Consider the following 21,432-nt stretch of genomic DNA (forward strand, 5'->3'; position numbering starts at 1 on the left):
GAACGTGTTGTCGTCTAGCGCGATCGTCGAGCAACAAAGTATGACAGTGGGTGATGTCCGTCACCGGCGGGCTTACCACCGCAACCAAATCGATAGAAACATGTTCTATCGTGGTTCGACCGAGAAAGTGGGAGCAGCGATGAGGAGCAGGGACGCCGCCCTCGACGGCATCCGCGCGTTCGCGGCGCTCGGCGTCTGGCTGCTGCACGTCGGGAGCAACACGGGCGTCATGTACCGCGAGGGCATGTTCGCCTGGATGATGAGCCGCCTCGGCATCGCCGTACCCATCTTCTTCCTCCTGTCGGGCCTGCTGCTCTATCGCCCGTGGGCGCGCGCGGTGATCGAGGATACGCCACGGCCGAAGCCGCTGCGCTACCTGTGGCGCAGGGTGCTGCGGGTCATGCCGGTCTACTGGCTCGTGACCGGGCTGGCGCTGTGGGCGTGGACCTCGTTCGACTGGACCGGCTGGCTCAAGTGGATGCTGCTGCTGCAGAACTTCTTCCAGGGCGACCCGGTGCCCGACGGGCTCTACCAGATGTGGACACTGCCCATCGAGATGTCCTTCTACGTCGTGCTGCCGGTGCTCGCCTGGCTGCTGCACCTGTTCGCGCGGCGGGGGAACCGGCCGGTCAGGCTGCTGGTGGGCATCGGGGTGCTGCCGCTGATCTCGGTGGCCGCCGTGGTGGCCACGCGGCTGCTCGAGCAGCCCCAGATCGCGCTGCTGCTGCCGTACCACCTGATCTACTTCGCCTGCGGCATGGCGCTGGCGGTGCTGTCGGTGTGGATCGGGCACAGCCGGGTGGTCGACTCGCTCGCGCCGCAACTGCTGGTGCTGGCGGCGCTGCTGTACGCGGCGCTCAGCACGGGGCTGGCCGGGCCGCGCACGCTCACGCTGCCCACGCTCTCGCAGTCGCTGTGGCGGGTCACCCTGGAGGCGGCGGTGGCCGTGCTGGTCGTGGCGCCGTTCGCGCTGGCCTCCCGGCCGGACTCGCTGCGCCACCGGGTGCTCGGCAACCCCGTCACCGCGTACATGGGGCGCATCTCCTACAGCTTCTTCCTGTGGCACGCGCCGGTGATCACGTTGCAGCTCAAGCTCACCGGCGCGCAGCCGTTCGCCGGCGACTTCGTCAGCGTGGCGGTGGTCTCGTTCGTGGTGACGATGCTGCTGAGCGTCGGCAGCTACCACCTGATCGAAGCGCCCGCGCTCCGGCTCAGCCGACACCGGTCAGCACCTTCTCGGCCGCCGAGGGCTCGGGCTCCGCTGCCGGTCGCGCCGGCTCCGTGACGAGCTGGCCGAACAGCACGCCCACGGCCGCGCAGGCGGCCAGTTGCGGCACCTGATCCATCAGCCAGCCGAGGTCCACCCCGTGGTCGCGCAGCACCATGGCGGCCGCCAGGGACAGCGTGGCCGCGCCGAAGACCCCGGCCGCGAGCCAGTGGGCGGGCAGCCGGCGGGCGCGCAGCAGGAGGGTCAGGAGCACGGCGCAGAGCACCGCGACCATGCCCTGCCAGTTCGCCGCCCAGCCGCCGAACGCCAGGCCGAGCACGACCGCGTACGGCGCCCGCAGGCTGGACAGCCGCGCGGCCGGGGCGGCGGCGGTCTCGCGCACGTGCTCGGGACGCGGCCCCCGCAGGAACAGCGCGGCCAGCGCCAGCAGCGCGATCCCGGCCAGGCCGAGCACGAGCGCCAGCCAGTACGCCTGGTCGGGCACGTACTCCAGCCGCGCGGTGCCCGACGTGCCCGCCGGTAGCTCCCAGCCCTGCTTCCAGCCGTCGACGCGGACGGGTTTGAGCGTCTTGCCGCCGATCTGGGCCCGCCAGCCGGTGTTGTAGTTCTCGTTGACGACGAGGAAGGAGTCCTTGGGGGCGCTCACCTTCAGCTCGCGTACCGAGGGGGTCCAGGCGCTCTGCACGGCGGCGCCCTCCACACCGCGCCGCTTGGCCGGGAGCGTGCCGATCACCAGGTCGTCGACGGCGAACGGGTCCCAGCCCGCCACCCGTACGCGGTTGTCGCCCTCGGCGAGCTGCGCCCGGGAGCAGCCGAGGATCTGCACGGGCCGTTGTTCGAGCAGGTCGGCGTGGGTGCCGGCGACCTTGGTGGGGATCGCGCGGCCGTTCACCTCGATCCTGGGGCCGAGCCCGCAGGCCAGCCGGAGCGGGATGTCCGCCGGCCGGCCCACCGGGTCGACGCCGGGGATCACCAGCTCGGTCACCTGGAGCCGCTTGGAGAACGGGGTGAAGCGGAGCTTGAGCCGGGAGGTGGACATGGCCCTGAACCTGAGCTCGCCGCGCTCGTCCACGCGCCCCGCGCGTACGGCGCCGCCGTCGCCGGTGACGATCACGTCGAGCGGCTGCCTGTCGCTGCCGGGGCGGCCGATCTGGAGGCGGGAGATCGTCCGCCTGCCCTTCCAGGCGATGCTGAGCGTGGGCTCGGTGTCCTCGGCGGCGGGGATCCACGTGGTGCTCCCGTCCGCGTCGAACGCCGACCGGGGCGCCACCACGGCGTCGTCGCTGAGCCGGGACGAGCCGGTCACGGTGGTCAGGTCCGCACGGACCCGGGTGAAGCGGTCGATCAGCTCCGGATCCCTCAGCACGGCCGTTCCCCGCACGTTCGCGCTCATGGCGGACTCCGTGCTGAAGGTCCGGTCGAACCCGGTCTCCTCGCCCTGCTTGGCCAGCACCACATCGTTGCAGACCCACCGGAACTGGTTGCGCATGCAGCCGGGCCGCTCGTCGAGCCCGCGATCCATGACGAACACGTCGCCGCCCGAGCCGGGCAGCCTGATCGTGCGCCCCGCCGTGACACCGGGGACGGCCAGCTCGGTGATCCCGACCCGCTGGCCGTAGCTCCACTCGTCGGAGGCCGTCGCGGCCACCTTGATCCGCACCCAGCTCGTGGGCCCGGCGGGCAGCCGCAACCGCTGCGGATCGGTGGTCCGCCGCAGCTCCTGGACCAGGCGGCCCGACTCGGTCTCCACGGCCACCCGCTTGATCACCTGGCCGAGCAGCAGGTCGGGGGCGAACATGACGTCCACGTACGGGATCGTCACCCGCCCCGGCAGGTCCACCCGCAGCCACTCGCCCTGGGGAGGCTTGGAGCCGTCGCTCTCCCAGCCGGTGCCCACGTTGCCGTCCATGGCGGCCCATGGGCTGCGGCCGGTGGTGCTGATGCCCGCGATCGCGTACGGGTCCGCGACCGAGGAGGAGGCGCTGATGCCGGAGATGCCGTGGTACTCGGCCACCGAGGTCTCCCCCAGCCAGCCGTCCTCCAGCAGGTCCAGCTCTCTGACCCCGGAGAAGTCCGCCTTCTTGTCGGCTGTCAGCGTGGGCGACCAGTTCGACCTGATCTCGCCGAACGAGCGCTCGCGCAGCCGCAGCGCGTCGCTGACCACGGTCGGCGCCTCGCGCTTGCCGGCATCGCCGTTGACCAGGACCGGGCCGTCGCCGAGCAGGCCGAGGTCGCCCATCGCGAGCAGCGAGTCGGGCCCGCCGCGCACGGCCAGCGCGTCGCTCACGGGCTGCACGGACACCAGGTCAGAGCTGCCGGACACCTCGTAGAGGTCGAGCGCGGGGAACGGCGCGTCGATCTGGTTGACCGCGTCGTCGGTCTCCCGGTCGCCGATCAGGTCGCCGAACGAGCGCACCTTCCTGATGCCGGGCGACTCGCGCAGCGCCTCGAAGACCCGGGCCGGCCAGGCGCCCTGGAGGTTCTGCCGGATGAGGTCGTTCCTGACGAGCAGGTAGCGCACGCCCATCCTGCGCAGCACGGCCGTCACGCCCGCCGACCCGTGACCGGCGGCCAGCCGCTGGTCGATGGCGTCGAGCAGCCTGGTCAGGCCGACGGAGCCGGGGGGCGTGATCTGCCGGGTGGTCCAGCGCGCGCCGGACATGGCCTGCATGGGCTCGTCCATGGGGCGGCCCCAGACGTACTCGCCGAACTTGGCGCCGGGCACGATGAGCACGCCGTCGTCGCCGGCGTTCTGGTCGAGCCAATCCGCCGCCTCGTGCCAGTGGGCGGGGACCTCCTTGAAGTCGCCGGGCGCGGCCAGTCCCTGGTTGAAGACGGGCAGCACCAGCGCGGAGAAGGCCACCACCGCCGTGGTGCGCAGCGGCAACCGGGCCCGGACGAGCAGGTGGGCCAGGCCGAAGGCGAGCGCGAGGCGTACGAGGGGGTCGAACTTGCGCAGGTTGCGCAGCGGCGCGAGCGGGCCGTCGAGCAGCCAGCGCACCGGCTCGGCCACGATCGGCTCCAGCGCGCTGGCGTGCCCCGCGACCAGCGCCGTCACGCCCACCAGGAACAGCGCCACCACGAAGCCCTTGGCGGGCAGGTCGCTCCGGGCCAGCCCGGCCAGCCCGAGCGCGGCGATCACGCCGGTGACCACGACCATCGTGGCCGAGGTGGCGATCGCGAACCCGGGCGGCTGCTCGAAGACGCCGTTGAGCGGCAGGTAGCGCACCCAGTCGGAGGCGCCGCGCAGCACGTTCGTGAGCGAGGTGACGGACGTGGTGGTGCTCGCGGTCTCGGTGTACGGCAGGAAAGAGAACGCGTAGCGGCCCACGAGCAGCAGCGGCAGCGTCCAGAACAGGGTCGCCACCGCGACGGCGCCCGACCACCAGGCGAGCAGCCGCCAGCGCGGCACCGGATACGGCCGGGTGAGGATGTACAGGACGGGCGCGACGAGCACGGCCAGCACCGCGACCGCGTTCACGCCGCCGCACAGCGCCACCGCCAGCGCCGACCTGACGGCCCCGCGCGCCCGCTGGCCGGTCTCCGAGGCGGTGAGCAGCGGGATGAGGATCCACGGCAGCATCGCGGCGGGCAGCCACTCGATGGAGATCTCACCGAGGATCGACAGCGTGCGCGGCGCCAGAGCGTACGCCAGCGCCCCCGCGATCCTGGTGCCCGTCGTGCCGATGCCGAGCTGCCTGCCCAGCCGCTCCACGCCGAGGAACGCCACGCTCATCAGCAGCGTCAGCCAGAGCCGCTGCGTCACCCACGGCTCCACGCCGCCCAGCTCGCCCAGCGCGAAGAACGGCCCCATCGGGAAGACGTAGCCGGCGACCTGGTTCTGGAGCTGGCCGAAGTGCTGCAGGTCCCACAGGTGGGAGGCGCGCTCCAGCCAGCCGACCGGGTTGAGCGCGAGGTCCATCTTGGTGTCGGAGATGAGGTGGCCCGGCTTGGTGGTGAACGCCATCAGGCCGAAGCCGACGCAGCAGATCAGCAGCCAGAACCGGCGCCTGGCGAGGTCGCCGACGGGCCGTCCCGCGCCTGTGCGCCGCCCCGCGACCAGCTTGTCGGTCGGCAGCAGGGACTTGACCGCCCGCCCAGCGGCCCCCCGCCCGGTCGCCCGTTCGGTCACCGCTCCTCCCAGCCGGGGCCGGGGTCGCGGCCGAGCATCAGCGCGGTGAGGCGTTCGGCGCTGCGGTCCCAGGAGAAGCGGTCCGCCCATTCCCGACATTTCACGGTATAAGTGTGGTCCAACTCGTCGAGTGCGGCGGCTATGCCCTTGGCCAGGTCCGTCCCCTCGGGCAGGAGCCAGCCCGTCTCGCCGGGCCGTACGGCGTCCCGCAGCCCGTCCACGTCGAACGCCACGGTCGGCACGCCGAGCGCCGCCGCCTCCAGCACGCTCAGGCCCCAGCCCTCGCCCTGGGAGGCGCTCACGTGCAGCCACGCCTGGGCGACCAGCCGGGCCTTGTCGTCCTCCGTCAGGTAGCCGTGCATGGTCACGCCCTCGGGCAGCCGCTCCCGCAGCGCCGCCTCCTCCGGGCCTCTGCCGACGATGTCCACGGTTAGGCCGGGCCAACGCTCGCGCAGGTCGGCGACCGCGTCGAGGAGCAGGCCGACCCGCTTGTGCGCGACGAGGCGTCCCAGGCAGAGCAGCCGCGGCTCACGACTTTTCACGATATTTTCGGGCCGAGCGATGCTCACGCCGTTCGGCACGATGTGCACCGGCCCCTGCCACCCGAGCCGCTCCCGCATGGCCCGCACCGTGGACGGCGAGACGGCCACGCTCTCGCACCTCCGGTAGCTCCACCGGGACACCGGCCCCTCCAGGAACCGCCCGAACGCCGCCAGCCACCCCGGCATGTGCACCCCGAACTGCCGGTCGTGCACGTGGTGCACGACACAGAGCACCCGGGTACGCCGCCGCACCACCCACGGGGTGAAGAACGGGATCCCGTTCTGGCAGTCCAGCACCGCGTCGAACCGGCCCCGGCGCAGCAGCAGCCAGCCCAGCACCAGCGGATAGACGGTGAACACGCCGCCCATGCGGACGACGCGCACCCCTTCGGCGCGATCCTCCCGGCTCTGACCGGGCGCCCGCGCGGTGACGAAGCACACGTGGTGCCCCTCCCGCGCGAAGCGCCGGGCCATCTCCCAGGCGAAGGTCTCCGCGCCGCCCGCCTGGGGATGCCAGGGGTCACGCCAGTTGACGACAGCGATCTTCACGGATATCCGACGGGGTCGAGCGGCGGCTCCCACGCCGTGCGCGCGGCAGGCCGCGGCTGGGCGCGCAGCCGCAGCCAGATCCGGCCGAGCTCCAGCACGATGCCGAACGTGTGCCGGGCCGGGGAGAACCGCGAGCCCGGCATGTCGTGCCAGCGCACGGGGATCTCCTGCACCTCCGACCCCTGCTCCACGCAGCGCGCGAGGAACTCCACGTCGAAGGCGAACCCGGGCGTACGCAGTTGCGCGGCGGTCTGGCGGGCCAGCACGCCGTCGAAGAACTTGAAGCCGCACTGGGTGTCGCTCACCCCGTGCACGAGCACTCCGGCCAGCGCGCGGAACCCGAAGGCGCCCAGCTCGCGGACCCGGCTGTGCCGGTTCTCCACGAGGGAACCCTGGTGCGCCCTGGAGCCGATCACCACGCGCTCACCGGACAGCAGCAGCCCGAAGGCCACGTCGATGGCGTCGAGGTCGGTCGCCATGTCGGCATCGCAGAAGCCGACGAAGGGGGCGCTCGTGCCGAGCAGACCGGCGCGGACGGCGGCTCCCTTCCCTGGGGTCGCGCACTGGATCAGGCGTACGGGCACGGGCCCCGGCGACCAGTTCCTGACGATGTCGGCCGTGCGGTCCGTGCTGTTGTTGTCGACGACGATGACGGCGGTCGGGAACGGCATGCGGGCAAGCTTCGCGCACAGCTGCAGGAGCCCCCCGGGAAGTCGCCCTTCCTCGTTGTAAGCGGGAATGACGATCTCAAGCAGTGGTGGTCGGCTCGTCCTCTCGTCCCCTTGCGGAGAGGGCGGCATGACGGCTCGGGCTACCGCTCGCCGTAGTTGTAGAGCGGCTGGTTGACCGGGGTCGCGGTCGCGCCGGTGAGGGAGACCGTCGTGACCGTCGCCACGAGGGCGGCCACGGCGACGCCGATGATCGCTGCTAAGAGGATCTTGATCACTGGGGGTTCCTCCTCGAGCGGGCAATTGGTGCGGGCGTCCCCAAACCTAGAACCAATTCTTGCTACTCGGAAGTAGCTCTACGAAATCTTAATAAATCCGCTGATCAGAGCGGGTGTCCGGAATGACCGGCCGGTCGAAACGGTACAACCGCAGGTCACCGGTATCGACCAGGGTCCTCGCGCTCCGTAGCCACATGCCGAACCGCTGCCGTTCCGCATCTGTCCCCGCGTCGACTATCACGTAGCGAAACCCCGCTCCGGCCAGGTCCGGCGAGGGCCCTTCTAGTACGCGTTCTACCGCCTGGGCCCTCGGGTCCTCGCTCTTGACGACCATGTCCCCGACCCGTACGGCGTCGTTGGAGACCACCCTGCGCCCCGGCACGGCGAAGAAGCGCTGCGCCGGATCCAGCACCGGCCGCATGCCGTTCCACGGGAAGCGCCGGTAGGCCTCGAAGGGCAGCACGAGCACGTCCCCCGCCTCGCGGTCGCGCTCGATGATCTGGCGGGCCGCCGTCCAGCCCTGCGGGTACGGCACCGCCGCGAGCGTGCCGAGCGCGCCCCAGGCCATGGTCGGGAGCACGGCCACGGGCACCAGCGCCATCGCGCCCGCCCACGCCCGGTCGCGCGCCACCGACTCGCACAGCAGCCCCAGCCCCAGGGCCGCGACCAGCGCCAGCGGCGCGACGAACTGCTGGGCGTCCCTGAACACGGCGAACCCGCCCCACACCTCGACGACCCACCCGAACGCCACCCGCCCCGGCCCGCTCACCCCGGCGCACGCCACGCCCAGCCCCGCGGCCGCCGCCACCGCCAGCCCCCTCTTGTACGGCACCGCCCCCCGCAGGAACGCGATGATCCCGGCCAGCGTGAGCGCCAGCCTGGCCACCGCCCCGGCCGTGGTCTCGTAGCCGGGGGGCACCGCGTTGGCGTTCCAGATGCCGCCCAGCGACAGCAGGCTCCCCACGGCCCCGAACGGCGTGTCGGCCCTGGCCGCGAACGCCGCCACGCCCACCGGGTCGCCGTCGAGCCCCTGGGGCCGCAGCGCGGTCGGGATCAGCCACGGCAGACTGAGGGCGGCCAGCACCGCGACGACCCGCGCCACCGCCTTCCAGCGGGGCCCCGCCGGCGTCGGCGTCATCGCCGCCACCGGCAGCGCGGTGATCGCCGTCACCGTCATCGCCGCGAACCCGCCCACCGCGGCGGGCAGCATCGCCAGGACCACCCGGCGGCCCGACCACACCGCCCGCACCACCCAGGGCAGCCCGGCGTACCCGAGCAGCAGCGCCCACTGCCCGATCAGCAGCCGCTCGGCCACGTACGGGTTCCACACGTAGAACGCCCCCGCCACCAGCCGCGGCCCCAGCGACTCCGACGGCAGCAGCAGCGCGGCCCCCGAGCACCCCAGCACGAAGATCCCCAGCAGGATCAGCTTCTGCACCAGCTCGGCCGGCAGCACCTGCGACAACGCGGTCACCACGGCGTCGCTCGGCACCACCCGCGCCGCCCCGCCCGCCAGCCCGAAGGTGAACCGGGTGAACGCGGGCTCCGGCACGAACACCATGTCGTGCAGGAGCGTGAACCCCAGCCCCAGCGCGGGCCCGAGAGCCAGGCAGCCGAGCACGAGCCCGAGGAGGGCGGCGGCGAGCCCGGCTCGGGCCGTGTGCGGCATCCCGCTATGACATCACAACCGGGATACGGGCATTCCACCGATGACCGTCACATGGTTAGCTTCGCCGGGAGGCACGGGGCGATGGCGACGATGACGGTCACGGGGGTACGTCACCGGTCACGCGGCGGCGACGCGGTGCTGGCCGCGGGCCTGGTGATGGTCGCGGTGCACCTGGTGTGGAAGTTCGAGCTGGTCAGGCAGACCTATTTCCGGCAGGACGACTTCCACTACATCATCAGGGGCCAGGAGAGCGGCTTCACGTGGGACTACCTCATGTGGGTCGACGTGGGCCACCTGCTGCCCGGGGGCTTCGGCATCTCCTGGGCGATGGCCCGCCTCGGCGGCTACAACGAGGTGCTCGCCCACACGATGACGATCGCGCTGCAGGCCGCGGCGAGCCTGGCGGTGCTGCGGCTGCTGCGGCTGCTGTTCGGGGCGCGGCCGGCGATCCTGCTACCGCTCGGGTTCTACCTGCTCACACCCATGACGGTCCCGTCCCTGTCCTGGTGGGCGGCCGTGCTGGAGACGCTGCCGCTGCAACTGGCGCTGCCGATGGCGCTGTCGGCCCACGTGCTGTACGTGCGGGACGGGCGCACTCGTCACGTGGTGGCGGCGTGCGCGTGGACGGTGTTCGGGCTGCTGTTCTTCGTCAAGGCGGCGTTCATCCCGGTGCTGCTGTTCGTCGTCACCGTCGGCTGGCTGGGGGTCTCCTGGAGGAGGCTGTGGCGGGCCTGGCTGCCGTACGCGGCGATCCTGGCGGCGTACTCGGTGGTCTTCTTCACCGGGCTCTACAGCTCCGTGCAGATCAACAACTCGACGCAGACACCCGACCTCCCGGACATCGGGGTGGGCGTCGAGTTCGCCTGGATCCTGGGCTTCCGCGGCCTGGTGCCGACCATGCTGGGCGGGCCGTGGACGTGGCGGCCGATCGGCGACGACTACGCCATGGCCGCCACCCCCGAGCCGCTGGCCTGGGTCGCGCTCGCCGTCGCGGCCGTGGCGGTGACGATCTCCGTGCGATACCGGCGGCGGGCCTGGCTCGCCTGGCTGGTGCTGCTCGGCTACTACCTGCTCGCCGACGTGATCCCCGTGCTGCTGGGGCGGATCGAGATCCTGGGGCCCGGGGTGCTCGGCTTCGAGCTGCGTTACCTGGCCGCCACGGCCGTGGTCGCCACCCTCGTGATCGGGCTGGCCTGCATCCCGCTGGAGGGCGAGGAGCGGCCGTGGCTGCGCCCGCCGTCACGGCTGAGGTGGGCGTGGGTGCCGCTGGCCGCCGTGGTCACGGCGGGCTCGATCTGGTCGGTCACGGCGTACGCCGACCGGCCGCTCGGCAGGACCGCCAGGAGCTACGTGGAGACGGCCAGGCTGGCGCTCTCGCGCGTGCCCCAGGGCGCGGTCGTGCTGGACACGCACGTGCCGTCCACGGTCGCCGCCGCGGCCTTCTTCCACGACTACGCCCGCCACTCCAAGCTGCTCGGCGTGCCCGACCGGCAGCCGGTGACGTGGCTGAAGCAGCTCACCGGCCCGGTGGCGAACCCGCTCATGTTCGACGAGCGGGGCCGGCTGCTGCCGGTGGCCATCGACGGCGTGCTCGTCCCGCAGGGCGCCACGTGCGTGCCCGTCGGCACGCAGGAGGTCCGCTTCCCCCTGCCGCGGCCGATGCGCGGCGGCGACTGGACGGTCCAGATCTCCTACCTGAACGCGAAAGAGACCACCCTGTCGGTACGCCTCGGGCTCGGCCGCACGCAGGCGGTCGCGGGCAAGGGCCTCGGCAGGACGTTCGCCCGGATCCAGGGCGAGGGTCCCGAGCTGGCCATCAGCGCGCCGACCGGCTCGGGCGCCTGCGTCGGGGAGATCCAGATCGGGCTTCCCACGCCCGCCGGGAACGCCGCGCCCATCCCCCCGCAGGCCGTGGGGGGATAGGCCGGGCTCACCTCACTTGCCGGGCTCGGGGTCCCTGGGCAGGCCGAGCATGCGCTCGGCGATGATGTTGAGCTGCACCTCGGTGGTGCCGCCGTAGATGGTCATCGCCCTGGTGGCCAGCACGGCCCGGTTCCAGTAACCGGCGTCGCCGAGCTTCATGTCGGCGGCCACCACGGCGGCCGTGCCGAGCAGCTCCACCGCGGACTCGGACACGTGCTGGGCGTGGGAGGTGGACAGCAGCTTGCGTACGGAGGCGTCCGCGCCCGGCTCCGACCCGGCGAGCTGCTTGAGCGTCACCCGCAGCGACAGCGCGTTGATCGAGTGCCCCTCGCAGACCACCTCGGCCACCCGCTGCTCCTCGGCCGGCGTCAGCTCCCGCCCCAGCCGGCCGATCAGGCCCAGCAGGTCGGGCACGGACGCGCCGGTGCCGCCCGAGCCGGACGACAGCGAGACGCGCTCGTTGGACAGGGTGTTGCGGGCGACCTTCCAGCCCTCGCCGACCTCACCCACGACCAGGTCGTCCGGCACGAACACGTCGTCGAGGAAGACCTCGTTGAACAGGTTCTCGCCGGTCATCTCGGTCAGCGGCCTGACAGTGACGCCGGGGGCCTTCATGTCGATCAGGAAGTACGTGATGCCCTCGTGCTTGGAGCCCTCGCTGGAGTTGCGGGCGATGCAGATGCCCCACTCGGCCACGTGGGCGACCGAGGTCCAGATCTTCTGGCCGTTGAGCTTCCAGCCGCCCTCGACCTGCTCGGCCTTCATCTGCAGCGAGGCCAGGTCGGACCCGGCGCCCGGCTCGGAGAAGAGCTGGCACCAGATCATCTCGCCGCTGAGCGTCTTGGGCAGGAAGCGTTCCTGCTGCTCCTGGGTGCCGTACGCGGCGATGGACGGCACCACCCAGGCACCGATGATCATCGCGGGCAGGCGTACCTTGGCGGCCTTGAGCTCCTGGGCGATGAGCACCTGCTCCAGGGGCTTGGCGTCGCGACCCCACGGCCCGCGCAGGTGCGGCATGACGAAGCCGCGACCGGCCAGCGCCCGCTTCTGCTCCTTGCCCTCCAGCCGGGCTATCTCCGCGACCTCGGCCCGGATCGACTCGCGCAGCTCCTCGGCGTCCGCGGGCAGGTCGATCTCCATCTCGCGGGCCACGCCCTGCAGCGAGAGCGAGGTCACGGTGGCGGCCCACTCGGCCGACGAGCCGAGCAGGGCGCGCAGGGTGAGCGCGCGGCGGTAGTAGAGGTGCACGTCGTGCTCGAAGGTGTAGCCGATGCCGCCGAAGGTCTGGATGGCGTCCTTGGCGCACTGGACGGCGGCGTCGGGGGCCATCACCCCGGCGACCGCGGCGGCGAAGCGCAGCTCCTGGCCCTCCGCGCGGGTGGCGTCCCACACCGTGGCGCGGGCCTGCTCCAGCGCGACCAGCATCCGGGAGAGCTTGTGCTTGATGCCCTGGAACTGGCCGATCGGGCGGCCGAACTGGACGCGTACCTTGGCATAGCCGGCGGCGGCCGTGACGCACCACGAGGCCAGGCCCGCCGCCTCGGCGCCGAGCAGGATCGCGGCCAGGTCGTGGACGTCGGAGCTCTCGACGCCGCCCAGGATGCCCTCGGCGGGCACGGTCACCTCGGACAGCTCCACCTTGGCCACCGGCCTGGTGAGGTCGAGCGACTTCAGCTCGGTGACGGTGGCGGCGGACGCGTCGACGATCACCCATTCCTCACCGTCGGGCGTGGTCACCGGCAGCACCAGCGCGTCGGCCAGCGAGCCGCCGAGCACGGGTTCGGCCGTTCCGGAGACGATCAGTGAGCCGTCCTCGGTGCGGGTGCCGCTCAGCGTCCCGGTCAACGCGACCGCGCCGGTGAGCGTCCCGTCCGCGAACGACTCCAGGTGCTCGGGGCGCTTGGAGGCGTTGATCACGGCGCTGGCCAGCACGGTCGGCACAAACGGCCCCGGCGCCATGCGCTCGGCCAGCGCCTCGACGGCCACGGCGGCCTCGAGCAACCCGTAGCCGGACCCGCCGTGCTCCTCGGGCACGTGCAGCCCGAGCAGCCCCTGCTCGGCCAGGCCCGGCCAGAACGGGGGACGCCCGTCCGACCCGGCGCGCAGCAGCTCCGAGGGGATGTTCCGCTCGGCCCAGCCGCTCACCGATTCGCGGAGCGCCTCGTGCTCCTCGCTCAACCCGATAGCCATGTGCTCATCCTCCAGCCAGGTCCACGTCCATGCCCAGAATCATATTCTAGAGCATGCTTCTGGCCTAGAGCGGACGAACCTGTTCGGCAAGGGTGTTCAGGTCACGCCAGCGCTGCTTGTTCCCCTCGGGGATCGAGGCCAGGAGCATCGCCGGCTTCGTCTTGCCCACCTCGACGACCGTCACCATGGCCTGGGCCTCGATCTCCTTGCCGGCGACGGTGTAGGTGACCTTGTAGCCGAGCGTCCAGCCCTTGCCTACTGGGATCTTCTTGGAGGCGGTCCACGCGTCGAGCTTGGCGCCGGCGGGGTACTGGGTGCGGATCGCCCAGCGGGCGGCCTGCGTGGCGAGGTCGCGGTAGTCGGCGTTCGAGGACGGCTTCTTCTCGGGCGACTCGCCGGGGTACATGGCCGAGGCGATCACGGTGTTCGGGACGGCCACCTTGCCGATGCGCTGCGCGATCGAGAACGGCGAGAACGATCTGGCCTTCCACGGCGCGGCCAGCCTCGGGTAGCTGATGCCGACGGTCCTGTCGCTGATGATGCCGGTGACGACGGACGCCGTGCCGGACAGCCTGGCGTACGCCTTGCTCGACGGCACCGGGGGCAGCACGATCGCGCTCTCAGTGGCGGTCGGGGTGACCGACGGGGTGGGGGCGGCGGTGGTGGGCACGGGGGCGACCCGGACCACGTCCTCGTTCGCCGCCTGGCGGGAGGGGACGTCGCCGGAGAACACCACGAAGATCAGCACGACGGCCAGGACGGTCGCGAGGATGGCGCCGAGCAGGTAGACGACCTTGATCGGGATGTCGCCGAGGCCGCGCGCCGGAGGCTTGGACGGCAGCGGCATCAGGGGCTGCGACGGCTGCCCGAACGACTGCTGGCCGGCGTTCGGCCCTCCGCCCTGGGGCGGCGGGCCCGGAGGCCACACCGGCCGATACGGCGGCGGCACCGGAGCCCGTCCCGGCGCCTGCCCCGGCGTCTGGCCCTGGGTTTGGCCCGGCGTTTGCCCTTGAGCCTGGCCCTGCGTTTGGCCCGGCGTTTGGCCCTGAGCCTGGCCCTGCGCCTGGCCCGGCTGCCGGCCCTGCGGCTGGGCGGGCGTCTGGCCCGGAGCCTGGGCGGGCGTCTGCGCCGGTGCCGGGCTCGCGCCCTGAGCGGGCTTCTGGCCGGGTGCCTGCGCGGGCTTCTGGTCGGGCTTCTGGTCGGGCTTCTGGGTGGGCGGCTTGGCGGTCGCCTTGGTGGGCGCCTTGGCAGGCGACTGGGCGGGCGGCTGGGCGGGGGCCTGGGCCGGCTGCTGGGCGGCGGCCTTGGCGGGCGGCTTCACCGGGCTGGACGGTCCCGGTGTGGGCGGCCGGGAGATCCGGATCGTCTCCTCCGCGGGCAGGACGATCTTGCGGAACGGAGTGGTCGGTGAGTCATACATAGGTCCCTGGTCGCCGTCGTCCGCCATGGCCTTGAGGTTACGTCACCACGGAGCGGGATAATTCCTCTATTCCCCCTGCAGAATCTAATTCTGTAAGGTCTGCGGACATGAGGGGTTTCTACGAGATCGCCGCCGACGACCCTGAACGCCCCGCCCTCCTCGGTGACGTGGGCACGACCTACGGAGCGCTGCTCGCCCGCGCCAACCGCGCCTCCAACGGCCTGACCTCGCGCGGAGCCGCTCCGGGCGACCGCGTGGTGACCGTGCTGAAGAACGGGCTCGACGCGCTCACCATGATGCTGGCGACGTACCAGATCGGGGTGTACCTCGTTCCCGTCAACTGGCACTTCACCGCCGAAGAGATCGACTACATCGTGGCCGACTGCGGGGCCAAGGTGATGGTCTCGCCGCAGACCCTCACCGTGGACGAGCTCGTGGCCGGGCAGCCGGACACCGCGCCCGCCCATCGCCGCGCCGGGTCGATGATGCTCTACACCTCCGGCACCACCGGGCGGCCCAAAGGGGTGCGCAGGCGGCTGCTGGACCTGACGCCGGAGGAGCTGTACCCGATCCTCATGCGCAAGAGCTGGCGGCACTTCGGGCTGCCGGTGGGCGGCGTGCACCTGGTGTGCTCGCAGCTCTACCACTCGGCGCCGTACGGGCAGGCCATGATGGCGCTGCAGCTCGGGCACGCGATCGTGGCGCCCGAACGGTTCGAGGCCGCCGCCGCGCTGGAGCTGATCCAGCGGCATCGGGTGACGAACGCGTTCATGGTGCCCACGATGTTCCACCGGCTGCTGGCGGTGCCGGACCGGGACTCGTACGACCTGTCGTCCCTCACCCACCTCTACCACGGGGCCGCCCCGTGCCCGCCGGCCACCAAGCAGGCCATGATCGACTGGCTGGGTCCCGTGCTGTGGGAGTACTACGGCTCCACGGAGGCGGCGGTGGCGACCATGGTCTCGTCGCGGGAGTGGCTGGCCCGGCCGGGCACGGTCGGCAGGGCCCTCGACGGGATGGCGTTCACGATCGTCGATGAGGACGGCCGGGAGGTCGGCCCCGGCGAGCCCGGCCTGGTCTACATCGGCGGCATCAACCGCTTCGAGTACCACCGCGACCCGGACAAGACGGCGGCGGCCATGCGCGGACGCGACTACACGCCCGGCGACATCGGCTACCTCGACGCGGACGGCTACCTGTTCCTGCTGGACCGGCGGACCGACCTGATCATCTCCGGCGGGGTCAACATCTACCCGGCCGAGATCGAGGCGGCGCTGCTCGAGCACCCGTCCGTGGCGGACGTGGCGGTGATCGGGGTGCCCGATGCCGAGTGGGGGCACAAGGTCGTGGCCCTCGTCCAGCCGACGGCCGGGGTCTCCGGCGGGGAGGAGCTCACGGCCGAGCTGCTGCGGCACTGTGCGCCCCGGCTGGCCCGGCTCAAGCACCCGCGCCTGATCGAGTACCGGGAGTCGCTGCCCCGGACGCCGACCGGCAAGCTGAGCAGGCGGAACGTCCGGGAAACGTATCTTTCGGGTTGATATGGGCAGATGCCCCCCATGAGGGAGCTCGCCGCAGGACTGGCCGCCGCTGTCGTACTGCTCACCGGCTGCGGCCCTCCCCCCGCGAGCAGGGGCACGGCCACGCCAACCGCGACGCGCGCACCGGCCACCCCGTCGGTCTCGCCCACGACCTCGGTGCACACGCTGGAGGCGGCGTACGAGCGGGTCATCACGAACGTGCTGCCATCCATCGTGCAGATCAACACCAAGGTCGGCCTCGGCTCCGGCATCGTGTACGACTCCAAGGGCCACATCGTCACCAACGCCCACGTGGTCGGCCAGTCCAAGGAGATGAACGTCACGATCGCCACGGGCGGCGCCCCGCGGTCGGCCAGGCTGATCAAGTCGTTCGCCGCCGGCGACCTGGCGGTGATCAAGGTGGACAAGCCCGACGGGCTCCGGCCGGCCAAGTTCGGCGACTCGTCCAAGCTGCGGGTGGGACAGATCGTGCTCGCCATGGGCAACCCGCTGGGCCTGTCGGGCAGCGTCACGAACGGCATCGTCTCGGCGCTCGGCCGCACGGTCACCGAGCCGGAGAACCCCGGCTCGCCGGGGGCCACCATCGCCGGGGCGATCCAGACCTCGGCCGCGATCAACCCGGGCAACAGCGGCGGCGCCCTCGTCGACCTGTCGGGCCAGGTGATCGGCATCCCGACGCTCGCGGCCACGGACCCGGACCTGGGCGGCGGCGCCGCGCCGGGCATCGGCTTCGCGATCCCGAGCAACACCGCGACCGACATCGCGGCCCAGATCGTCGAGAACGGCAAGGTCACCAACACCCACCGGGCCGCGCTCGGCATCCGGGGCAGCACGGTCGTCGGCTCCGACGGCCGGCCCGCCGGGGTGGGCGTGGCCGGCGTCGAGCCGGGCGGGGCCGCTCAGAAGGCCGGCATCCGCGCCGGGGACATGATCACCTCGATCGACGGCAAGGAGACGCCCACGATGGCGGACCTCTCCGAGACGCTCTCGGCTCTGCGGCCCGGCGATCGGGTCAAGGTGGGCGTGATCCGCGCCAGCGGCACGACGCAGACCCTCAACGTGCCCCTGGGCCAGTTGCCCGGCGAGTGAGTCACTGCTTGGCGGTGAAGACGATCTCGACGCGGCGGTTCTTGGCCCGGTTCTTCTCCACGGGCCTGCCGTCGATCATGTTGGGCAGCTTGGGGCGGCTCTCGCCGTACCCCTGAGCCTGGAGGGTGACACCCGCGCCGGACAGCAGCCCGCGCATGACGGACTCCACGGCCTGCGCCCGCCGCCGCGACAACGTCACGTTGTACGCGTCCTGCCCCTGGTCGTCGGTGTGCCCCTCGATCTTGACGACCCCGCCCGCGCCCTCGGCCTCCACCTTCTCGGCCACCTGCCCGAGCCGCTGCCTCGCCTTGGCGCCGAGCTGCCATTTGTCCAGCGCGAACAGCACGTCGCTGGTCACCGCGACCGTCACCTGCCGCCCCTGCTTGGACTCGCTCTCCGTGCCGTCCATCGACTCGACCTCGCCGATGATGTCCTCGACGGGGAGCACCAGGGTCTCGACCGCGCCGACGGCGTCCGCCGGCGCACTGGGCGTCGGCGTCGGGGACAGGACGAGGGCCAGTGCCGCGCTAAGAGATCGGAACATCGGTGATCACGCCGATCATGGGCATCTCGACGTTGACCTTCGTGACGTCGACGGGCGGGGCCGCGAACACGGCGTACAGCGTGGACGCCTCCCCCTTCTCCAGGAACTGCCCCTGGGTGTCGGAGCACACGCACTGCGCGTCCTCCCCCGTGCCGTTGCGGGCCACCCGGTAGCGCTTGGCGTTGACCGGGTCGATCAGGGAGACGGCGGAGACGGTGTAGTCGAGCGTCGCCGAGCCCATGCCGTTGTGCATGTTGACCTTGCCGTCGGTCGCGGTGATCGTCCAGGCGAGGCTGAGGAGCTTGCCCTGGCGCTTGAGCGCGGTGATCTCCGCCCTGGCCTTGCCGTGCATGTCGCCGTCGCCGACCTTGACCTCACGCTGGGCGATCACCTGCTCCGGCTTGGCGGGCGGCGGCTCCGTGGCCGTGTCGGTGGCCATCTCCGTGGAGGTGGCCGTGACAGTGGCGGACGGCTCCTGCCCGGCGGAGGCGGCCGGGGCCTGCTTCTCCTCGCCGCCGCCGCCCTGCCGGCCGGGGAGCACGCCGCAACCTGCCAGCGCGACGGCCGCGACAGCCAGCGCGATCGTCTTTCGCATGATGTGTCACCTTCGTCGTCGGGAATGTGGCCCTCACCGTAGGAGAACGACCTTCAGGATCCGCATAGTCGGCTATATCCGCCGACCACGCCGCCCGCGGGCCTCCCGCTCAAGCCGTACGGCCTCGGCCTTGCCCTGTTCATCACCGAGGCCGTCAAACTCTCCCATAGCTCGCATAAGGGTCTCAACCGCACCATCGAGGTCGTCCAGCGCCAGCGCCGCCCGGGCGAGCGCCAGCAGGGCCCGGGCGGCGTACCTGCGGTCGCCGTACGAGGTGAACGTCTCCAGCGCCTGTCGCGCGGCCTGCGCCGCGGCGGCCGGGGTCCCTTCCGCCTGGGCGATCTCGGCCAGGACGAGCAGCGCCACCGCCTCGGGCAGCCGGTCGCCGAGACGGCGGTTGACGCGCAGCCGCCGTTCCGCGCAGTCGCGGGCCTGGGGGTGGCGGCGCGCGGCGAGATGCAGCCTGGCCAGGTCGAGCAGCGCCTCCGCCTCACCCCTCAGATCACCCAGCTCCTGGTACGCGGCCAGGCCCTCCTTCAGCGCCCCCTCATCCCCGCGCAGCGCGCCCAACGCCCGTAAGGCGTCCGCCCGCCCACGCCGGTCGCCGGCCTCGTCGAACACCCGCAAGGCCCGGACGAACGCCCGCTCGGCCTCACGCGCCCGCGCGGAGGCGGTGTTCGCGTCCGCCTGGAGCAGGCCCAGTCTGAGGGTGATCCGGGCCAGCTCCAGCCCTTCCACCAAGGGCTGGGCGGCCCTCAGCGCCGCGGCCGCCGCCTCCGTGCGGCCCTCCGCCCGGTGCAGGTCGGCCAGGCCGCGCAGCAGGAGCGCCTCGCCGTGCCGGTGACCCGCCGTCCTGGCCGCGTCGAGTCCGGTCGCCGTGGTCGTGTGCCAGTCGTCGTGGTGTGCGCCCAGCTCGAACAGCGGGACCAGGTAGAAGGCCAGCCGCCACGCGGGCTCGTACAGGCCGGTCCGGGAGAAGTCCTCGACGCAGGTCACCAGGAACCGGCGTTCGGCGCTCAGCCACCTGGCCTCCTGCCGCAGCCAGCCGGTCTCCAGGCTCGCCCCGGGGTGTCCGGGCAGGTGGACCTCGGTGCGGCCGGAGCCGGGCTCGGCGGGGAGCAGGGACTCCCTGGCCTGCCTGGTGCGCTCCAGGATCAGCCCGGCCCTGGCCGCCAGCACGCCGGCCGGGCCGCCGTCCTCCTCCGCCAGGCGTTCGGCGGCGTAGAGCCTGGTCAGGTCGTGCCAGCCGTAGCGTTCCTGGCCCGCCTCGTCGAGGCCACGCGACTGCAGCAGCCCGGCCTCGGCCAGCGGCTCCAGGTCCGCGCCGAGCGCCCAGGGGGCGAAGTCGGGCGCGGACAGGGCGCCCAGCTCGCGCAGCAGCCGCCGCTCGGGGTCGGGCAGGCCGCGGTAGCCGAGCGCGAGGCTGCCGCGTACGGCCAGGTCTCCCGCGCTGAGCTCGTCGAGCCTGCGCCGCTCGTCGCCCAGCCGGCCCGCCAGGTGCTCGAGCGTCCAGCCCGGCTTCCTGGCCAGGCGGGATCCGGCGATGCGCAGGGCGAGCGGCAGGTGGCCGCAGAGCCGGACGATGCGCAGGGCGGCCTCGGGCTCGGCGTGGATCCGCTCGTGCCCCGCCACGCCGCCGAGCATGGCCAGGGCCTCGTCCTGGTCGAGCACCCCCAGCTCGTACGCCCGCGCCGCCTCCAGCCCGGCCAGCGGCGACCGGCTCGTGACCAGGGTGACACTGCCCGGGCCGGTGGGGAGGAGGGGGCGTACCTGGGCCTCGTCGGCGGCGTCGTCCAGCACGACGAGCAGCCGCTCGCGGGCCGTCATGCTGCGGTAGAGGCGGACCCGCTCGTCGAGCGCGGGCGGCACGGCGCCGTCGGGGCAGCCGAGCGAGCGCAACAGGTCTTCGAGCACGGCTCCCGGCGGGCGGGCGCCGAGTGAGGCGTAGAGGCGGCCGTCGGGGCGCTCCAGACCGGTGGCGGCGTGCACGGCCACGGCCGACTTCCCGCATCCGGGCGGGCCGTGCAGGATCAGGTGGACGGGGGCCGAGGGGTTCTCCGCGACCGTCCGCGCGATCCAGTCGAGCGCCTGCCGACGCCCGGCAAAGTCTGAAATGTCAGGCGGCAACTCATCAACCGTCACAAGCCGCCCAACCTCGGCGGCCAAACCCCCCGCGCGGCCGTCACCCCACCGCACACCATCGTCCCGCCAGGCGTCGTCCCGCTCGTGGTCGTGGCCGGGGCCGTGCGTTCGTGGGTCGTCGCCCGTCAGGACCCGCTGGTGGGCGGCGGTCAGCTCGGCGCCCGGCTCCAGCCCCAGCTCGTCGACCAGCGTGCGCCGCGCGTCCTGGTACGCCCCCAGCGCCTCCGACCTGCGTCCCGCCTGGTGCAGGGCCTCGATGAGGCGCACCCAGGCGCGTTCGCGCAGCGGATGCGCGCCGACCAGCGCCCGCAGCTCCCCCACCACCTCGGCGCCCCTGCCCAGCCGCAGGTCCAGCTCCACGCGCTCCTCCAGCGCGGTCAGCCGCAACTCCTCCAGCGGTACGCCGTGCGCCCGGCGGAGCACCGACGACTCGACGTCGGCCAGCGCCTGCCCCCGCCACAGACCCAGCGCCTCCGCGAACAGACCGGCCGCCCGCGCGATCTCATCCGCCGCCCGCGCCAACTCACCACCCGCCCGAGCGACCTCGCCCGCCTCCCGGGCCACCTCGCCTGCCGCCCGCGCCGCCTCGCCCGCCGCCCGTGACCGCCTGGCCTCGGCGACCAGCCGCTCGAACCGGTGGCAGTCGACGTCGTCCCGCTCGACCTCGAGCCGGTAGCCGCCGGGCACGGTGACGATGCCGCCGACCAGCTTGCGCAACGCGCTGACGTACACCCTGAGCACCGACTCCGCCGACGCGGGCGGCCGGTCGTCCCAGACCACGGACATCAGCCGCTCGACCGGCACCTGCTCGCGGGCCGACAGCAGCAGCGCCGCCAGCAGCGCGCGGTGCTTGGCCGGTCCCGGGGCCTGGCCGCCGTCGATCCGCAGCGGCCCGAGCACGCCGAACCGGACGTTCACCCGTTCC

The 21,432-nt window shown here is 72.6% G+C and carries 14 protein-coding genes; 4 read left to right on the forward strand and 10 right to left on the reverse strand.

Annotated elements, in window-relative coordinates; translation table 11 throughout:
• Window positions 1-139 precede the first annotated feature (139 nt).
• Window positions 140-1,285 (forward strand): acyltransferase, encoded by a 1,146-nt coding sequence (locus AB0I15_RS19185; protein WP_358096767.1) that lies wholly within the window; start codon window positions 140-142, stop codon window positions 1,283-1,285.
• Here the strand turns inward: AB0I15_RS19185 and AB0I15_RS19190 are convergent.
• The 5 genes from AB0I15_RS19190 to AB0I15_RS19210 all read right to left on the reverse strand — a co-directional run bounded on the left by AB0I15_RS19190 (window position 1,212) and on the right by AB0I15_RS19210 (window position 9,066).
• The gene (locus tag AB0I15_RS19190; RefSeq protein WP_358096770.1) at window positions 1,212-5,360 is read right to left on the reverse strand and encodes an alpha-(1->3)-arabinofuranosyltransferase family protein; all 4,149 of its coding nucleotides are present in this window, start codon (window positions 5,358-5,360) and stop codon (window positions 1,212-1,214) included. The two genes, AB0I15_RS19185 and AB0I15_RS19190, sit on opposite strands and share 74 nt — an antisense overlap.
• Complete coding sequence (locus AB0I15_RS19195) at window positions 5,357-6,451, reverse strand: glycosyltransferase family 4 protein (RefSeq protein WP_358096773.1); 1,095 nt, start codon at window positions 6,449-6,451, stop codon at window positions 5,357-5,359. The genes AB0I15_RS19190 and AB0I15_RS19195 overlap by 4 nt, the downstream gene beginning before the upstream one ends.
• Window positions 6,448-7,251 carry a glycosyltransferase gene (locus tag AB0I15_RS19200; RefSeq protein ID WP_358096776.1) on the reverse strand — a complete coding sequence of 268 codons (804 nt, stop codon included), beginning with the start codon at window positions 7,249-7,251 and terminating at the stop codon, window positions 6,448-6,450. Before AB0I15_RS19200 ends, AB0I15_RS19195 begins: the two co-directional genes overlap by 4 nt.
• Window positions 7,252-7,262: 11 nt before the next feature.
• Window positions 7,263-7,397, reverse strand: coding sequence for a hypothetical protein (locus AB0I15_RS19205; protein ID WP_358096779.1), 135 nt, complete (start codon window positions 7,395-7,397; stop codon window positions 7,263-7,265).
• An 88-nt stretch (window positions 7,398-7,485) separates the two neighbouring features.
• Window positions 7,486-9,066 carry a hypothetical protein gene (locus tag AB0I15_RS19210; protein WP_358096781.1) on the reverse strand — a complete coding sequence of 527 codons (1,581 nt, stop codon included), beginning with the start codon at window positions 9,064-9,066 and terminating at the stop codon, window positions 7,486-7,488.
• An 81-nt stretch (window positions 9,067-9,147) separates the two neighbouring features.
• Between AB0I15_RS19210 and AB0I15_RS19215 the strand changes: the two genes are divergently transcribed.
• Window positions 9,148-10,989, forward strand: a complete 1,842-nt coding sequence (locus tag AB0I15_RS19215) for a hypothetical protein (protein WP_358096784.1) — start codon at window positions 9,148-9,150, stop codon at window positions 10,987-10,989.
• A gap of 12 nt (window positions 10,990-11,001) precedes the next feature.
• Here AB0I15_RS19215 and AB0I15_RS19220 read toward each other — a convergent pair whose 3' ends face one another.
• Entirely contained in the window at window positions 11,002-13,179 is a 2,178-nt protein-coding gene (locus tag AB0I15_RS19220) for an acyl-CoA dehydrogenase (protein WP_358096785.1), read from the reverse strand.
• 64 nt (window positions 13,180-13,243) lie between these two features.
• Complete coding sequence (locus tag AB0I15_RS19225; protein ID WP_358096788.1) at window positions 13,244-14,599, reverse strand: hypothetical protein; 1,356 nt, start codon at window positions 14,597-14,599, stop codon at window positions 13,244-13,246.
• A 107-nt stretch (window positions 14,600-14,706) separates the two neighbouring features.
• Between AB0I15_RS19225 and AB0I15_RS19230 the strand changes: the two genes are divergently transcribed.
• Complete coding sequence (locus tag AB0I15_RS19230; RefSeq protein ID WP_358096791.1) at window positions 14,707-16,137, forward strand: AMP-binding protein; 1,431 nt, start codon at window positions 14,707-14,709, stop codon at window positions 16,135-16,137.
• An 18-nt stretch (window positions 16,138-16,155) separates the two neighbouring features.
• The gene (locus AB0I15_RS19235) at window positions 16,156-17,226 is read left to right on the forward strand and encodes a trypsin-like peptidase domain-containing protein (protein WP_358096794.1); all 1,071 of its coding nucleotides are present in this window, start codon (window positions 16,156-16,158) and stop codon (window positions 17,224-17,226) included.
• A gap of 1 nt (window position 17,227) precedes the next feature.
• Here the strand turns inward: AB0I15_RS19235 and AB0I15_RS19240 are convergent, their stop codons facing one another.
• The 3 genes from AB0I15_RS19240 to AB0I15_RS19250 form a co-directional block, all read right to left on the reverse strand.
• Window positions 17,228-17,770, reverse strand: a complete 543-nt coding sequence (locus tag AB0I15_RS19240) for an OmpA family protein (RefSeq protein ID WP_358096797.1) — start codon at window positions 17,768-17,770, stop codon at window positions 17,228-17,230.
• Window positions 17,754-18,365, reverse strand: a complete 612-nt coding sequence (locus AB0I15_RS19245) for a hypothetical protein (RefSeq protein WP_358096800.1) — start codon at window positions 18,363-18,365, stop codon at window positions 17,754-17,756. The genes AB0I15_RS19240 and AB0I15_RS19245 overlap by 17 nt, the downstream gene beginning before the upstream one ends.
• 72 nt (window positions 18,366-18,437) lie before the next feature.
• The gene (locus AB0I15_RS19250) at window positions 18,438-21,425 is read right to left on the reverse strand and encodes a BTAD domain-containing putative transcriptional regulator (RefSeq protein WP_358096803.1); all 2,988 of its coding nucleotides are present in this window, start codon (window positions 21,423-21,425) and stop codon (window positions 18,438-18,440) included.
• Window positions 21,426-21,432 lie beyond the last annotated feature (7 nt).

Source organism: Nonomuraea sp. NPDC050643 (genome assembly GCF_040654715.1).
Taxonomy (GTDB): domain Bacteria; phylum Actinomycetota; class Actinomycetes; order Streptosporangiales; family Streptosporangiaceae; genus Nonomuraea.

Bases quoted from the DNA above. Each gene is read 5' to 3' on its own strand.
- AB0I15_RS19185 (WP_358096767.1), top strand. From the start codon at position 140: ATGAGGAGCAGGGACGCCGCCCTCGACGGCATCCGCGCGTTCGCGGCG.
- AB0I15_RS19200 (WP_358096776.1), bottom strand. From the start codon at position 7,251: ATGCCGCCCTCTCCGCAAGGGGACGAGAGGACGAGCCGACCACCACTG.
- AB0I15_RS19210 (WP_358096781.1), bottom strand. From the start codon at position 9,066: ATGCCGCACACGGCCCGAGCCGGGCTCGCCGCCGCCCTCCTCGGGCTC.
- AB0I15_RS19215 (WP_358096784.1), top strand. From the start codon at position 9,148: ATGGCGACGATGACGGTCACGGGGGTACGTCACCGGTCACGCGGCGGC.
- AB0I15_RS19220 (WP_358096785.1), bottom strand. From the start codon at position 13,179: ATGGCTATCGGGTTGAGCGAGGAGCACGAGGCGCTCCGCGAATCGGTG.
- AB0I15_RS19225 (WP_358096788.1), bottom strand. From the start codon at position 14,599: ATGTATGACTCACCGACCACTCCGTTCCGCAAGATCGTCCTGCCCGCG.
- AB0I15_RS19230 (WP_358096791.1), top strand. From the start codon at position 14,707: ATGAGGGGTTTCTACGAGATCGCCGCCGACGACCCTGAACGCCCCGCC.
- AB0I15_RS19235 (WP_358096794.1), top strand. From the start codon at position 16,156: ATGAGGGAGCTCGCCGCAGGACTGGCCGCCGCTGTCGTACTGCTCACC.
- AB0I15_RS19240 (WP_358096797.1), bottom strand. From the start codon at position 17,770: ATGTTCCGATCTCTTAGCGCGGCACTGGCCCTCGTCCTGTCCCCGACG.
- AB0I15_RS19245 (WP_358096800.1), bottom strand. From the start codon at position 18,365: ATGCGAAAGACGATCGCGCTGGCTGTCGCGGCCGTCGCGCTGGCAGGT.